Source organism: Klebsiella sp. WP3-W18-ESBL-02 (assembly GCF_014168815.1).
Taxonomy (GTDB): domain Bacteria; phylum Pseudomonadota; class Gammaproteobacteria; order Enterobacterales; family Enterobacteriaceae; genus Kluyvera; species Kluyvera ascorbata_B.
The window spans coordinates 913,620-927,762 of record NZ_AP021972.1 but is presented as its reverse complement, the minus strand read 5'-3'; the positions used below and the strand labels follow the sequence as shown (position 1 = coordinate 927,762).

Sequence of the window (14,143 nt, the reverse complement as noted above, 5' to 3'; positions counted from 1 at the left end):
TAACACCTATAAAAAACCCCGGTGACAGCACCGGGGTTGAGTTTATTTTTATTATTAAATATTCACGCCGTGCTGGGTTGCCAGTGCAGATAACCCGCCAGCAAAGCCCTGACCGACAGCTTTAAACTTCCATTCAGCGCCATGGCGGTACAGTTCGCCAAAGACCATTGCGGTTTCGGTTGAAGCGTCTTCAGACAGATCGAAACGAGCAATTTCCGCGCCGTTGTCGTTGTTGTACACGCGCATGAAGCTGTTACTCACCATGCCGAAGTTTTGTTTACGCGCTTCTGCATCATAGATGGTAACGGCAAACACCAGTTTTTTGATGTCTGCTGAGACTTTGGTCAGATCGATTTTGACCTGCTCATCGTCGCCGTCGCCTTCACCGGTACGGTTGTCACCCTGGTGCTCTACTGCGCCATCAGGACTGGTTTTGTTATTGAAGAAAATGAAATGGGCATCTGACAGCACTTTACCGTCTTCGCCTACTGCAAATACGGAAGCGTCCAGGTCAAAACCCTGACCGTCGGTTACACGGGCATCCCAGCCCAGGCCAACCATAGCGACATTCATGGTTGGTGCTTCTTTGGTCAGAGATACGTTGCCGCCTTTTACGAGAGAAACTGCCATTTTAAGCTCCTGCAAACAGTTGAATTAGGGCTGAATAAACAGCCCAGGATAAGAAAAGTAACTTTTCGATCAGGACGCGTTAATGCCGTACTGAGCACAAACAGATGCCAGACCACCAGCATAACCCTGGCCGACTGCGCGGAATTTCCACTCACTGTTGTTGCGATACAGCTCGCCAAACAGCATGGCGGTTTCAGTCGATGCATCTTCGGTCAAATCATAGCGAGCGACTTCAGTCTGGTTATCGTCATTGACCAGACGAATAAATGCACCCGATACCTGACCAAAACTCTGGCGACGAGCCTGAGCATCATGGATCGTCACAACGAAGATAACCTTGTCAACATCAGAGGGGACGGCGTCCAGTTTAATTTTCAGCGACTCATCATCACCATCACCTTCACCGGTACGGTTATCACCAGTATGCGTTACGGAACCATCAGAAGACGTCAGGTTGTTGTAGAAAATGAAATCAGCGTCACCCCGGACTTTACCGTTAGCGGCCAGCAGGAATGCTGATGCATCAAGGTCAAAGTCCTGACCGTCAGTTGAACGCGCATCCCAGCCAAGGCCCACCAGGACGTTTTTCATTGTAGGAGCTGCTTTACTCAGGGAGACGTTCCCGCCTTTTGAAAGAGAAACACTCATAAAATAACCTCTTCGATTAGTAATTGTTTAGGTTAACACTTAAGGGGATTAGCTCCCCTTTTCCTCAGATTCAGGTTTGCCCGGGAACATGACGCTTGCAATGATACCCAGCGCCAGAACACCCAATACAACATACAGGCTGGTTGTGGCCGCGATGCTGTAACCATGATGCCAGATGTGATCGGTCGCATTCAGCCCAAGTTTTGCCGCAATGAAGAACAGCAGCACGATAACGGCCTTCTCCAGATGAACCAGATACTGTTTCAATGCCTCAAGGACAAAGTACAGGGTACGCAGGCCCAGGATAGCAAACATCATGGCACTATAGACGATTAGCGGTTCACGGCTGACGGCAATAATTGCCGGTACCGAGTCAAACGCAAACATAACATCCGAAAGTTCAACCACGGCCACACACAGGAACAGCGGAGTGGCATACAGCGCCGCCTTTTTACCACGGCCAATGGTCACATCGCTGTTTTCTGGCTTCGCCAGCTCGGCATCCACTTCCTTCTGATTAAGCAGGAAAGCATGACCTCTGAGCTTCGGCCAGATGGGGAAGAAGCGTTTAACCATGCGGTAAGCCAGATGCTGAGAATAATCCTCAATTTCATCATCATCACCACTTTTAAGCATCATGACCGCCGTCCAGGCAACGATGATAGCAAAGATGACTTCAACGTACGGCCCCAGGCTCAGCAGGCTCGTACCGATGGCGACAAAAATGCCCCTGAAGACAATGGCACCAATGATCCCCCAGTACAGAACGCGATGGCGATAACGATCCGGTACGGCGAACCAGGAGAAAATGGCCATCATGACAAACAGGTTGTCAACCGACAGCACTTTCTCCAGCGCATAACCCGTAACAAACAGGCTGGCAACCTCAGCACCGTGGTGGATGTAGAGGAAACCGGCAAATGCCATCGCAACCACAACCCAGAATACGGACCAGAGTGCCGCACTCTTCAGGGAGATGGGCTTATCATCACGGTGCATAAACAGGTCAATAAAGATGGCACCGACTGAAAGTGCAATGAAAACAATGACCGTTTCAGTCGGGAAGCCGATGTGTGTTGAAACCATATTTTACCCTTAGGGATGTAGATCAGAGGCCAAATTCAGCCGGGTCGAAGCCCAACGCGATAGCGATCTCGCGGGAGGCCAGTTTCTCATCCTGATCGAAGTTACCGTCGCTCTTCGCAACAGCAATACCAACACGTAAGGCCAGCTGAGCGGCCTCAGGCTGATCCTTCAGCGCCAGGATGTATTTCATTGTTTCGCCCTTGCCGATTTCCACATCGAAATCGAAGCTTGAAACCAGTTTATTGAAAAACTCGATCACCTCATTGGTATCGAAGACCTTCAGCTCTTCTGAAGAGCGCAGAAAGCCCATCATTTTCTGCTTTTCTTCTGAGCTCACGCCGTCACTGGATACGGCAATACGGGCGCAGACAGCAACGGTGCCCTGCATAAATTTTTTGTTTTTGAAACAGCCAACCTGGCGGGTCAGTTCGTCCCGGCCGGAGTTAATGGCACCTTTAACTTTGTCGAAAAAACTCATACTTGCTTCCTTTGTTGCTGTGTTATTTAGAACCGGCGCTCCAGCGAAATCCCCAGCCAAATGCCCGGTCCATTTCGTCCTGGCCTTTGAAGTACTGGTTGATACGCTCGACCTTAATCGCGCCGTTTTCGTTTACGAGTCTGGCAATGGCGCACAATGTGCGACGGTTTTCACCTTCTGTCAGGCGGGTCTCAATCGGGGGCTGATCCGGAACGTGAATGGTGACCACACCATCTGTCTTATCCCAGCTGGGAACTCCTTCGTAGATAAAAGCGTAAATCAGCACTTCACGGATATGCTTCCATTCACGGCCATTGATATGCAGCCACTCGCCGTCTGACACATCCCCCGTACGATCATCGCCCTTGAGCTGAACATAAGGCTCATCACGATAATCACCGAAAGCATTACCCAACGCCTGAATGACCGACTTATAACCATCCTGAAGCTCAACAAACGCCCCCAGGTCCAGGTCGATTCCTTTGGAGCCGAACATGCCTGCAAGCCCGGATTTACTGCTACCCCGGTGCCAGTTCAGATTAATCCGGATTTCACCGAAGTTATCCCGCTTGGTCAGGCTGATTGCAGGCTTCTCTTTTGTCAGAGATACCTTACTCAGGCTGATTTTTGTCTCAGCGGGTGGAGGGGTTGCAACTGGCGGAGTCGGGGCTGCGGGGGCTGGATCATCGGCAATATTTACGCCGAAATGTTCTGCCAGTGGTTTGAGTCCACCGTTGAACCCTTGCGCAACAAAGCGAAATTTCCAGTCATTATTACGACGGTAAAATTCACCCAGAATTAAGGCTGCTTCCTGACGGCCGCTCAGGTCGACAATGCCGCTAACCAGGCCGGTAGCCCCCTGCTCCACGTCGATGGAAAGATTACGAAGACCAGATACCGTCTGCCCACCATCACAGGTCACGGTGAACGCAATTTTCTGAACATCAGATTTCAGCCGGTTGAGCGCGACAGTAAACGTTGAGTACTGGCCTTCACTGACCAGGCTGACGGTACCATCATCGTTACGTGGCTGGCCATAGAACACCATGTCCGCATCACCCTGCACCTTCCCGTCTGCGAACAGTCGAAACGCAGAAGCATCCACCTGGCCACCCGAGGTGATCCGGACCCGCAATTCCTGGGCTGGAACGGGGGCATTGCCCCCCGGCGTCAGATTCATTAGCGGATTACCACTGAAACGATATCGGAGTGCATATCGTCGATTGTGCGGCCGCGACAGGCATGGCCAAGGGCAGTAAAGTCCCAGTTGCCGTTATTACGACGCAGCGAAGCAATAACGATCCCGGTATGTGAGCCCTGCTCAGTCAGCTTGTAGTTAGCCAGCTCTTTGCCGGTTTGATCGACCACACGGCAGAAGGCATTTTCGACGTCATTGAACGACTGACCACGGAAGCTGTTAACCGTAAACGCCAGGTATTCAGCATTTGCAGGCAAGCGGGACAGGGTGACATTAATCACTTCATCATCGCCATCACCCTCACCAGTCAGATTATCGCCACTGTGCACCACAGAGCCGCAGGTGGATTTCAGTTTGCGGAACCAGATGGTGTCAATTTTTTTACCGGTGCTGTCCATTAATACGCAGCCAGCATCGAGATCGATTGAGCCGTTGCCACCTAACAATCCGCCAAGAAAACCTTTTTTCTTAATCGGATCCCAACCGAGACCGAATTGAAGCTGGCTTAACGCAGAAGATTGTTTGCTGAGTGATACCGTCTGGTTCTTACTTAATGAAACCATATATTATTCCTTAAAATGGTAATGACCGAGACAATCAAAGGTATGTTTATTAACTGACGAAAAAATCATATCATGATGAAGTTCACTGACAAGGGAAATTTTGGTAGGTTTCTGAAAAAACACGAATAAAAGATGCTCCAATCCTTGTTTTAATCAAATAAAAACCTTTAAATTCAACATTATGAAAAATTAAGTAAAATCTCAACACTCAATTTTTAGAAGATTGATAAATCATATTATGATTGACATGTAGCAAGGTCACCCATAGACTCATTTCTCAATCACAATACTGCATGGCGTTCTGGATAATAAAAAACTATGAACAAAAAAATTTGGTTTATGGAAGGCTTGTCCTCACAACGAGATATTATTCAGGGGGTAAAGTCATTTGCACAAAAAAATAACTTTGGAATTACCGTTTTTGCCTCCCACCGTAACGAAAGAAATGAAATTCTTTCCGTTGCCGATTATTCGTTGACTGAACCTGAAGACCCGCAAAAACGCCTTCAGTTTATTCAGGAAACCATCCAGAACCATGGCATCCACCATATTCACACGGGCCGTAATACCCAGTGGTTTGAGGAACACCGCACAGCCATTGAGTCGACAGGTGCCACCCTTACTACCGGTGCAACCGGAGCCGACTGGCTTACCCTGGCAGACGAAAAAGTTACTTTTGCTCAGTTCATGGAGCAAAACGGCCTCCCGGTCGTGCCCTCCTGGCGCGTGAATACCCTTGCTGAATTAAAGGCGCACCTCGTGGCCCCACCGTTTTCTGACAGTCCGGTATGCGTGAAGCCGGTGACGGGTATTTATGGCATGGGATTCTGGCGCTTTGATGACAGTGCATCGCCCATGGCCGTCTTTAATCATCCAGAACATCGCCTGGTCAGTCCGCAACAGTATATTGCAGCAGCATCGGCCTCTGAGTCGTTTAAACCCCTTGTTTTGATGCCATACCTGCCAGGCCCGGAATTTTCCGTTGATATCCTCGCAGCTAAAGGTGAAATTCTCGCAGCTGTGGGGCGTCGTAAAGAGGGGGCTATCCAGTATCTGGTGAACGAAGGATGCGCCTGGGAGCTGGCGTGCGCCTGTGCCCGAATTATGAAAGCGGACGGGCTGGTGAATGTTCAGACGCGAAACGATGTACATGGCAACGCAGTGCTACTTGAAACAAACATGCGTCCGTCAGGAGGGGTCGGTTACACGCTTCACAGCGGGGTAAACCTTCCCGGGCTGTTTGCTGCCTTTAAGCTTGGTCTGATGTCTAAAGATGCGGTGATCCAGAGCGCTACAAACACCTTTTCTCCGGTTGCAGTCAGATCCATCACGGATGTAATCGCATACCCGGAATTACTCTCTAACCGACTGAATTAAGGCGAATTTATGTCTGAATCCCTCGAAGATATGATTTATCGCCGTAAACTCTCAAGCGGCACTATCCAGGTTACCCGGGACCGGGGTGAAATCCCGCTCGATGACCTGTTTGATATCGCTGAAAGACGCAACCCGAAACGGGCCTTTCTGTTTGTCAGCAAAGTTCTCGGCAGGCATATTCCCGTTCCACCCTCAGTCATGCGGCAGGCCTACAGGCAGCTTGCCAACCAGTTTCCATCAACACTGGCAGGGCCCGTGCTGTTCATCGGCATGGCTGAAACGGCCGTTGGGCTTGGTGCAGGTGTGTTTGATGAAGTACGCCATCAGCATCATGAATCTGTCTATCTGACGTCTACCCGGCACCCGGTTGATGGCTCGTTGCTTTGCGAGTTCAAGGAAGAACACAGCCATGCCACCGATCATCTGATTTTTCTGCCAGATGATGAAGAGAAAAGACGCCGGGTTACCGATGCGCGAACGCTGGTTTTGATTGATGACGAAGCAACGACCGGTAATACCTTTGTTAACTTGCTTTCTGCCCTGCGTAATACCGGCAAACTCCAACATATCGAACAGGTTATCGCCGTAACACTTACCGACTGGAGTAGCAATGCCCTGCCGGAGCGTAGCCCCTTGCCTGTCCGTTCAGTTTCTCTTGTAAGCGGTCGGTGGGGATGGACCCCATTACCTGATGCACCTGTGCCAGACATGCCGAAGGTCAACGTAACTTCGCGCGGAGAATGGGACATTCAGGGAAAACAGTCCTGGGGGCGACTGGGGATGCTCGCACCAGCGGCCGATCTCGGTCATGGGGTATCAGTCCGCCGGGGAGAACGTATTCTGGTTCTCGGGACCGGGGAATTCGTCTGGGAACCGTTCCTGCTCGCTGAACGGCTCGAAGCTGCCGGGGCACAGGCATTTTACGGCTCGACCACCCGCTCCCCTATCGCTGTTGGTTATGCCATTGAGTCCGCGATTTCATTTACTGATAACTACGGGCTGGGCATCCCCAATTTTGTCTATAACGTAGCCCACCAGCAGTTTGACCGTATTCTTGTTTGTACTGAGACTTCCGCAGAAAGTATTGATAGTCAGCTTATGAACGCGCTGGCTGATGTTGCCCCCGTCGTTGAGATTGTTACCTATGAATAAACCCGTTGTTCTGAGCGACCTTGACGACACGCTGTTTCAGACCCGTCGTAAAATGGTAGACGAGCTGGCCCTGGAACCATTTCGTACCGGTGCCGTTGATCGCACCCTGAATCCACGAAGTTTTATGACAGAAGAACAGTCCATGCTGGTGGACTGGCTCCTTGAGCAGGCTGAGCTCATTCCTGTTACCGCACGGGGAACTGAAGAAATAAGCCGCGTCAGGATCCCTTTCCGCTCCTGGGCAATCACAACGCACGGGGCCGTCATTCTAACGCCAGAGGGAACGCCCAACGAGGAATGGAAGGCCCTTATGCTCGACCAGTTAGCGCCCTACCAGGAAAGGTTAGAGTCTATGCAACGTCTGATCACTGAAATGATGGACGCAAAGGGTATCAAGGCCTGGGCAAGGCTTAACTATGAATATGATGAAACTCCGGTTTATATGGTCATGAAACACCGGGACAGCACACGCCTCGATGAGCTCACTGCTATTGCTGATGAAATTGAAAAGGTGTTCTCAACGGAAGGTTTCTACATCCATCGAAACAGTAATAACGTAGCCTGGCTCCCCACGCCGGTTGAGAAGGGGCGAGCTGTCAGCTGGCTGCTCGAAAAGCTTCGCGCTGAGCGAGGGGTTTTCCCCGTAATAGGTCTGGGTGACAGCCTGAGCGATCACCGTTTTATGAAACTGTGCAGCTGGTTTGGCCTTCCGCGACAGAGTCAGTTTGCAGAGGCCATTTCACAGCGAATTTTTGGAGAAGAATAAAATGCAGCTACATGAAACATTCGCTGGCTCATACCAGCCCGGTGACGTGGAGTTTCTGCTAAAGCCGGTAGTCATTGAGATGACGCCGGTTGAGCAAAAAGAAGAGCTGATTCAGTCCGGAAAGAAACATTATTCGGACATGCTCAGCAAGGAGCCAGCGCCAACAAAATGGCATCTTGATTTGTTTCACCGGGCGCTGGATCGGGGTGCAGACAGGCTTGCAAAAGAAGTCACGCAGCTCGCTATTGCTCTGGCCGAACGCTTCGGTGATGAGCCCATCGTTCTGGCCAGTCTTGTCAGGGCTGGCGTGCCCCTCGGCGTTATGCTGCACCAGGCCCTGCGTGATATGGGGAAAACCTCATGGCATTACGGCATCAGCATCATCCGGGATCGCGGAATTGACAGTACAGCACTCGACGTCATTGAAGAGCGACATGGTACCAGCGGTATTGTTTTTGTTGACGGATGGACAGGTAAAGGTGCAATTACCGGAGAACTTGTACGCGCACTGAAAGATCGCCCAGGCTATCCTGAGCAGCCGCGACTGGTTGTCCTGGCGGATCCCTGTGGCTGCTCCTGGCTTGCTGCCAGTGATGACGACTGGCTCATCCCTTTTGGCATCATGGGTGCGCCGGTGTCAGGCTTGATCTCCCGATCAGTATGGTCCTCCGAAGGGTTACATGGTTGCATGGTTTGCGAGCATCTCAGCGAATACGAATGCAGCCGTATGCTTGTTGATACCATCGCTCATTTCCGTAAGAAGTTAGCGCCGTCATCCCTCGCACCTCTGAACTGGAATATGGAATCAGCCCGGGCCTTATGGCAGACGAGTCGTGACGTTATCGCGTTCCTGGCCGATGAATTTAAAGTGGACAGCGTCAATCGTATTAAGCCAGGCATTGCTGAAGCAACCCGGGCCGTTTTACGTCGGGTACCGGATCATGTTTTTGTGCGTTCAATTGATGACCCGGACGTTGCACTGCTTGTAGGGCTTGCTCGTGAAAAGGGAATAGTTGTTACAGAAATGGGGGGAACCCTCGGCCAGTATCGGGCTGTAACCATTATCAAGAAGGTACACTGATGAAAAATCGTCTTTCTCCCTGGAATCTGGGGGCAACGCTATACATGCCTGCAACCCGGGAAAATATTGCTGATGCCGTTCTGCACGGGAAAATCCCAGGCTTACGATCTCTGGTCATTTGCCTTGAGGATGCTGTCAGTGAAGCAGACATCCCCGTTGCCCTCAAAAACCTTGAGCAGTTGCTGCACGAGCTCAGTAACAGCATGCGTAGCCGGGGTAAAAATGACTGGCCTCTGGTGTTTATTCGTCCCCGGCATGCCGAAATGGGCAAATGGTTAAAAGAGCATTATGATCTTTCTGCTGTCGATGGATTTGTGTTGCCTAAATTTACCCTCAGTTCGTTAACTGAATGGTGGGATATCATGGGCGGGACTCACCTGTGCATGATGCCAACACTGGAAACAGAAGACGTCTTTGACGTGGTTCAGATGCGCGTGCTGGCCACCCGCCTCATGGAACATCCCTGCCACGAACGCATTATTGCACTCCGAATCGGCGGCAACGATCTTATGAACGTTGTGTCGCTTCGCCGTCCCCGGGATCTGACGCTGTATGACAGCCCGATGGGTTACGTCATCAAAATGCTCGTTTCGGTCTTCGGGCCGCGTGATTTTGCCCTGACCGCACCCGTGTGTGAGCATATTGACGATCATGCCGTTATGGCCAGAGAGTTGGCTCTTGATATGGCGCATGGGCTCGTGGGTAAAACAGCCATTCATCCGCGTCAGATAGAGGTCATTCAAAACGCGCTGATGGTCACCCAAGGTGAGCACTCTGACGCTCTGCGGATCCTGAACTCTACCCAGGCTGTGTTTAAGTCGCAGGGAGCAATGTGTGAACCCGCTACACATCGCCGCTGGGCGGCGGATATTCTGGACAGAGCTCGTTTTTACGGATTACAGAATGAGCAAAGCGCTGATGGAATCAGATTACTTACCGTGACCCAGCATCATTAAGGAAATCATAATGGGGTTCAGGTTCAGAAAATCGATCAATATTATTCCGGGTGTTCGCCTCAACCTGAGTAACGGAACACCGAGCCTGAGCGTCGGGCCGAGAGGTGCTTCCGTTTCTTTTGGTAGCCGGGGGACCTATGCCAATCTGGGCTTGCCCGGTACCGGGCTGAGTTACCGTACCCGACTTGACCGGGCAGCGCGTTCCGGAGGAAGGAACCGGTCGGCAACCGACCCGGGGCTCAGACAATCTCTTGAGCAGGAAGCAGCTGAACTCATGTCAGCTGTGACCGCAATCCGTAATATTCATGAACTGACGCCAGACCCAAAAACAGGCATCAGCCGGACGGAACTGGAGGCAGTATACCTGCAAAACAGAGCGTCGCCTTTTCAGGTCCCGGCACCAGTTCGGCCTGAAAAGCCAGAATACCTTTCATTGCCGGAAGAGCCTGCCGGGAACGAAGGCATTAGTTTTCTGGGTAAATGGTTTGAATCGGAATCAGCTAAGGCTGAGCGCCATGCCGAGAATCTTCGCCGGTGGCAGCAGGAGCTGATTGATGTGGAGCGTGATAATACCCTCCGACAGCATCGATACCAGCAACAACGGACGGCCTGGGCCGAACAGTATGCAAACTGGAAGTTTGATGCTGAAGAACATGAAAAACGGCTCGCCACGGCTCAGGCAGATGCCCGACAACAGTTCCGGACAGATGCCGCGTTTTTTGAATCATACCTGGCGGGAGTGCTTGCAGAAACTGAATGGCCGCGTGAAACGCTTGTAGCATTTGAAGTAAAACCCGATCAATCGACTGTCCTGCTGGATGTTGATTTAGCTGAGATTGAAGATTTCCCTGATAAGATTTACGGCGTCAATGCCCGGGGCACGGAGCTGACGGAAAAAGCCATGACGCAAAAAACCGTACGCGAAAACTATGCCCGCCACGTTCATGGATGCTTGTTCCGCCTGGTCGGTATCGTTTTACATACGCTACCGTTCGACAACGTGATTGTGTCAGGCTTTACTCAACGGGTAAGTAAGCGGACCGGCTACCTGGAGGATGAGTATATTCTGTCCTGCAAATGCACTCGCAGCCAGATGTCATCGGTGAATTTTGAGGGCATAGAACACGTTGATCCGGTTGAAGCATTAGGCAATCTCACGGTTATTCGAAAGATGAGCAGTACATTCATTTTTCAGCCTATTGAACCACTAACCCTTTAAGCAGGCTAAATCTAACGATGCAATTAAATACCAGACAGGCCCGGATTTTTCAGCTTGCCAACTTACTGGGCACCGGCAAGCCTGTTTCCGCTGCCGACATTATAACCAGTCTGGAATGCTCAGAGCCGACGTTAACCCGGGCACTAAAAGAGCTACGCGAGTCATATTCTGCGGAAATCAAATACAGCAAGGCTGGTCATTCCTACCATCTCGTTAATCCGGGTCAACTGGATAAAAAGGCCCTACGCCGGATGAATGAAGCGCTCGCACAGAATGCTGAACTGAAAACCAGTGAGTCTGTAGGAAAGGTCGTTCTGGACAAGGATAAAAAAACGTCCGTGTCATTATCACTACGAATGCGGATTTTAAGAAAAATTGACCGCCTGGCAGCACTCAGTGGAACCACCCGAAGTGAAGCGGTTGAGAAACTGGCTTTGCGCGCCGTTGACGAACTGATAAAAGAATATAACGTAAAAAAGTCCTGACGCTAAATCTCAAACCGGGGCGGAAACCCCGGTTGTCTCATTTTTCACATCTGTCTTGATATGACATAGTTTTCGTCGAATATCTTGTCAGCAAGGCAACTGCTCCTTTCTGCCTACAAAACCTGGTGTCTTGACAGCCACTTGTGCTACACATCAATCTTTGCGCGATTTACACTCCATACATGCAGATCTGTGATGTATGATGATTTTCATGCACATGACAGTTTATTTTTGCCGGAGTTTTTTCAGAAACCTTATATTTCTGTCCGGTCTGAATTATTTTCTGTTGATAAGAGGCCATTCAGATGTCGGTAATTAAATGGTGGTTAACCAATTACTCTAAAGTGGCTTCTGAGCCAACGCCTGAGTATATACCCCCCTCCCCCCCCCCCGACTGATGCCGTCCCGTTTTATCAAATCAACAAACTCTAGCATCATCCTGAAACTACTTTCCTCTTCCGATCTCTTAAGAAGGAATTACATTTGAGACGCTTACCCGTATATCTGCTACTCGACACGTCCGGCTCTATGCACGGAGAGCCTATCGAGGCGGTCAAGAACGGCGTTCAGACGCTGCTTACCACGCTGAAACAGGATCCGTATGCACTTGAAACGGCCTTTGTATCAGTTATCACCTTTGACTCTTCTGCCCGACAGGCAGTCCCCCTGACAGACCTCCTGAGTTTCCAGTTGCCAGCACTAACAGCCAGCGGTACCACGTCTCTTGGCGAAGCGCTTTCTCTCACGGCCAGCGCCATTGCCACTGAAGTACAGAAAACGACTGCTGACACAAAAGGTGACTGGCGTCCCCTGGTATTCCTGATGACGGATGGGAGTCCGAATGATGACTGGCGTAAAGGTCTAAATGAGTTTAAAGCGGCCAGAACTGGCGTTGTTGTGGCATGTGCAGCCGGGCATGATGCTGATACCAACGTTCTCAAAGAAATCACTGAAATCGTGCTTCAGCTGGATACGGCTGACAGTTCGACAATTAAAGCTTTCTTTAAATGGGTAAGTGCGAGCATTTCGGTAGGCAGTCAGAAAGTTGAGTCCAATAAAAAAGAAGTAATCGGTCTTGAAGACTTGCCACCACCACCACCTGAAGTGAATGTGGTTTTATAATTTTATTGATTAAGGGGATGTTATGTCTGTCAGTCTGAGCAAAGGTCAGGGCGTAAGCCTGAAAAAAAATGAATACGATCTCTCGTCCGTTACTATCGGCCTCGGTTGGGATATTAATGAGGAAAAGAAAGGTTTCCTTGGTGGGATCTTTGGCAAGAAAGAAGAAGAATACGACCTTGATGTGATCGCTTTCCTGTGTAATTCAGCCGGAAAAGTGACCGATCTCGGCAATGTGGAAAATGGTAAACCTACGCTGGTGAATGGCGATATTATCTTTTTCAATAGCCTTCGCCATAAGTCAGGCAATATCTGGCTGACGGGCGACAACCGAACTGGAGCCGGTGATGGTGACGATGAGCAAATTATCGTTCGCCTGAATTCCCTTGATGCTCAGTACGAGAAAATTGTGTTTATCGTTCAGATCTACAATGGAGAAAAACTACAGCAGCACTTTGGCAAGGTTCAGAATGCCTTCATCCGGGCAGTTGATGCCCGTAATATTGAAATGGCACGATTCGATCTTTCTGGCGGACCCGCCTTCGCCAGCCAACGTTCCATGGTTTTTGCCGAGCTGATACGCGAACCTACAGGCTGGAAACTCAGGGCAATTGGTGAGCCTTCAGAATCAGATTCGTTTGTATCACACCTGAGGAATTACATCTGATGCGTCGCCTGCCTGTTTACCTTGTTATCGACACATCCGGCTCAATGCGCGGTGAGTCCATCCATTCCGTTAACGTTGGAATTCAGGCGATGCTTAACGCTCTCCGCCAGGATCCATACGCCCTCGAAAGCGTTCATGTCTCCATTATCACCTATGACAATGAGGCACGTGAGTTTATTCCTCTCACGCCGCTGGAAGACTTCCAGTTTTCTGACATCGTAGTGCCAAGCGCTGGCGGGACGTTCACCGGTGCTGCCCTTGAATATCTGATGCAGTGTGTAAACCGTGATGTGCGTCGCTCGGATGGCGATACAAAAGGAGACTGGCGTCCCCTGGTATTCCTGATGACTGATGGTACGCCTTCTGATGCCCTGGCGTACGGTGAAGCAGTAAAAGCTATTCGCGGGCGAGGATTCGGCTCCATCATTGCCTGCGCCGTTGGTCCTAAAGCAGGCCACGAGCACTTAAAACAGCTCACCGATAAGGTTGTGTCTCTGGAGACTCTCGATTCAACCGCATTTGCAGGTTTCTTTAAATGGGTTTCGGCCAGCGTTTCTTCCGGCAGCACAAGCGCGGGGATCAATACCGGAACAGATACCCTCCCACCTCCTCCACCAGAAATACAGCTGGTGCTCTGACAGACAGGAAGGTGCTACTTTACCCGGCGGCGCCTTCCTGTACAGAACCGTTTTCTGCTGGCTGTTACCAGCCGTACGAG

Annotated in this window: 16 protein-coding genes; 10 read left to right on the top strand and 6 right to left on the bottom strand. The window is 50.6% G+C overall.

Annotated features, from left to right (window positions below; translation table 11 throughout):
• Positions 1 to 54: 54 nt before the first annotated feature.
• From H7R56_RS04505 to H7R56_RS04480, 6 genes are all read right to left on the bottom strand, one after another.
• Positions 55 to 630, bottom strand: a complete 576-nt coding sequence (locus H7R56_RS04505; RefSeq protein WP_015062975.1) for a TerD family protein — start codon at positions 628 to 630, stop codon at positions 55 to 57.
• A 69-nt stretch (positions 631 to 699) separates the two neighbouring features.
• The gene (terD, locus tag H7R56_RS04500) at positions 700 to 1,278 is read right to left on the bottom strand and encodes a tellurium resistance membrane protein TerD (RefSeq protein ID WP_075849312.1); all 579 of its coding nucleotides are present in this window, start codon (positions 1,276 to 1,278) and stop codon (positions 700 to 702) included.
• Positions 1,279 to 1,326: 48 nt separating this feature from the next.
• A complete protein-coding gene (terC, locus tag H7R56_RS04495) occupies positions 1,327 to 2,364 on the bottom strand; it encodes a tellurium resistance membrane protein TerC (protein ID WP_182928530.1) in 1,038 nt (345 codons plus the stop codon).
• 22 nt (positions 2,365 to 2,386) lie between these two features.
• A complete protein-coding gene (locus H7R56_RS04490) occupies positions 2,387 to 2,842 on the bottom strand; it encodes a tellurite resistance TerB family protein (protein ID WP_075849308.1) in 456 nt (151 codons plus the stop codon).
• 22 nt (positions 2,843 to 2,864) lie between these two features.
• Positions 2,865 to 4,022 carry a TerD family protein gene (locus H7R56_RS04485; RefSeq protein ID WP_075849306.1) on the bottom strand — a complete coding sequence of 386 codons (1,158 nt, stop codon included), beginning with the start codon at positions 4,020 to 4,022 and terminating at the stop codon, positions 2,865 to 2,867.
• Positions 4,022 to 4,603 (bottom strand): TerD family protein, encoded by a 582-nt coding sequence (locus H7R56_RS04480; RefSeq protein ID WP_075849304.1) that lies wholly within the window; start codon positions 4,601 to 4,603, stop codon positions 4,022 to 4,024. Before H7R56_RS04480 ends, H7R56_RS04485 begins: the two co-directional genes overlap by 1 nt.
• Before the next feature lie 318 nt (positions 4,604 to 4,921).
• On the opposite strand from H7R56_RS04480, the gene H7R56_RS04475 reads away from it, so the two are divergent.
• From H7R56_RS04475 to H7R56_RS04430, 10 genes are all read left to right on the top strand, one after another.
• A complete protein-coding gene (locus H7R56_RS04475; protein WP_123651083.1) occupies positions 4,922 to 5,980 on the top strand; it encodes an ATP-grasp domain-containing protein in 1,059 nt (352 codons plus the stop codon).
• Between the two features lie 9 nt (positions 5,981 to 5,989).
• Positions 5,990 to 7,132 (top strand): phosphoribosyltransferase domain-containing protein, encoded by a 1,143-nt coding sequence (locus H7R56_RS04470; protein WP_075849300.1) that lies wholly within the window; start codon positions 5,990 to 5,992, stop codon positions 7,130 to 7,132.
• Positions 7,125 to 7,898: a hypothetical protein gene (locus H7R56_RS04465; protein ID WP_075849298.1), complete on the top strand. Its 774-nt coding sequence runs from the start codon at positions 7,125 to 7,127 to the stop codon at positions 7,896 to 7,898. The genes H7R56_RS04470 and H7R56_RS04465 overlap by 8 nt, the downstream gene beginning before the upstream one ends.
• Before the next feature lies 1 nt (position 7,899).
• Positions 7,900 to 8,979, top strand: coding sequence for a cysteine protease StiP family protein (locus H7R56_RS04460; RefSeq protein ID WP_182928529.1), 1,080 nt, complete (start codon positions 7,900 to 7,902; stop codon positions 8,977 to 8,979).
• Entirely contained in the window at positions 8,979 to 9,935 is a 957-nt protein-coding gene (locus H7R56_RS04455; protein WP_075849294.1) for an HpcH/HpaI aldolase/citrate lyase family protein, read from the top strand. Before H7R56_RS04460 ends, H7R56_RS04455 begins: the two co-directional genes overlap by 1 nt.
• Before the next feature lie 10 nt (positions 9,936 to 9,945).
• Complete coding sequence (locus H7R56_RS04450; RefSeq protein ID WP_075849292.1) at positions 9,946 to 11,154, top strand: DUF4236 domain-containing protein; 1,209 nt, start codon at positions 9,946 to 9,948, stop codon at positions 11,152 to 11,154.
• 17 nt (positions 11,155 to 11,171) lie between these two features.
• On the top strand, positions 11,172 to 11,639 hold the full coding sequence (locus H7R56_RS04445) for a tellurium resistance protein TerW (RefSeq protein ID WP_182928528.1): 468 nt from the start codon (positions 11,172 to 11,174) through the stop codon (positions 11,637 to 11,639).
• Positions 11,640 to 12,122: 483 nt separating this feature from the next.
• On the top strand, positions 12,123 to 12,761 hold the full coding sequence (locus tag H7R56_RS04440) for a vWA domain-containing protein (RefSeq protein ID WP_075849288.1): 639 nt from the start codon (positions 12,123 to 12,125) through the stop codon (positions 12,759 to 12,761).
• 22 nt (positions 12,762 to 12,783) lie between these two features.
• Positions 12,784 to 13,425, top strand: a complete 642-nt coding sequence (locus H7R56_RS04435) for a TerD family protein (RefSeq protein WP_075849286.1) — start codon at positions 12,784 to 12,786, stop codon at positions 13,423 to 13,425.
• A complete protein-coding gene (locus tag H7R56_RS04430) occupies positions 13,425 to 14,063 on the top strand; it encodes a vWA domain-containing protein (RefSeq protein ID WP_182928527.1) in 639 nt (212 codons plus the stop codon). Before H7R56_RS04435 ends, H7R56_RS04430 begins: the two co-directional genes overlap by 1 nt.
• Positions 14,064 to 14,143: the final 80 nt, after the last annotated feature.

Excerpts from the sequence above, each read along its gene's own strand:
- H7R56_RS04480 (WP_075849304.1), bottom strand. The coding sequence starts at position 4,603 with ATGGTTTCATTAAGTAAGAACCAGACGGTATCACTCAGCAAACAATCT.
- H7R56_RS04470 (WP_075849300.1), top strand. The coding sequence starts at position 5,990 with ATGTCTGAATCCCTCGAAGATATGATTTATCGCCGTAAACTCTCAAGC.
- H7R56_RS04460 (WP_182928529.1), top strand. The coding sequence starts at position 7,900 with ATGCAGCTACATGAAACATTCGCTGGCTCATACCAGCCCGGTGACGTG.
- H7R56_RS04455 (WP_075849294.1), top strand. The coding sequence starts at position 8,979 with ATGAAAAATCGTCTTTCTCCCTGGAATCTGGGGGCAACGCTATACATG.
- H7R56_RS04465 (WP_075849298.1), top strand. The coding sequence starts at position 7,125 with ATGAATAAACCCGTTGTTCTGAGCGACCTTGACGACACGCTGTTTCAG.
- H7R56_RS04450 (WP_075849292.1), top strand. The coding sequence starts at position 9,946 with ATGGGGTTCAGGTTCAGAAAATCGATCAATATTATTCCGGGTGTTCGC.
- H7R56_RS04475 (WP_123651083.1), top strand. The coding sequence starts at position 4,922 with ATGAACAAAAAAATTTGGTTTATGGAAGGCTTGTCCTCACAACGAGAT.
- terD (WP_075849312.1), bottom strand. The coding sequence starts at position 1,278 with ATGAGTGTTTCTCTTTCAAAAGGCGGGAACGTCTCCCTGAGTAAAGCA.
- H7R56_RS04490 (WP_075849308.1), bottom strand. The coding sequence starts at position 2,842 with ATGAGTTTTTTCGACAAAGTTAAAGGTGCCATTAACTCCGGCCGGGAC.
- terC (WP_182928530.1), bottom strand. The coding sequence starts at position 2,364 with ATGGTTTCAACACACATCGGCTTCCCGACTGAAACGGTCATTGTTTTC.
- H7R56_RS04435 (WP_075849286.1), top strand. The coding sequence starts at position 12,784 with ATGTCTGTCAGTCTGAGCAAAGGTCAGGGCGTAAGCCTGAAAAAAAAT.
- H7R56_RS04445 (WP_182928528.1), top strand. The coding sequence starts at position 11,172 with ATGCAATTAAATACCAGACAGGCCCGGATTTTTCAGCTTGCCAACTTA.
- H7R56_RS04430 (WP_182928527.1), top strand. The coding sequence starts at position 13,425 with ATGCGTCGCCTGCCTGTTTACCTTGTTATCGACACATCCGGCTCAATG.
- H7R56_RS04505 (WP_015062975.1), bottom strand. The coding sequence starts at position 630 with ATGGCAGTTTCTCTCGTAAAAGGCGGCAACGTATCTCTGACCAAAGAA.
- H7R56_RS04485 (WP_075849306.1), bottom strand. The coding sequence starts at position 4,022 with ATGAATCTGACGCCGGGGGGCAATGCCCCCGTTCCAGCCCAGGAATTG.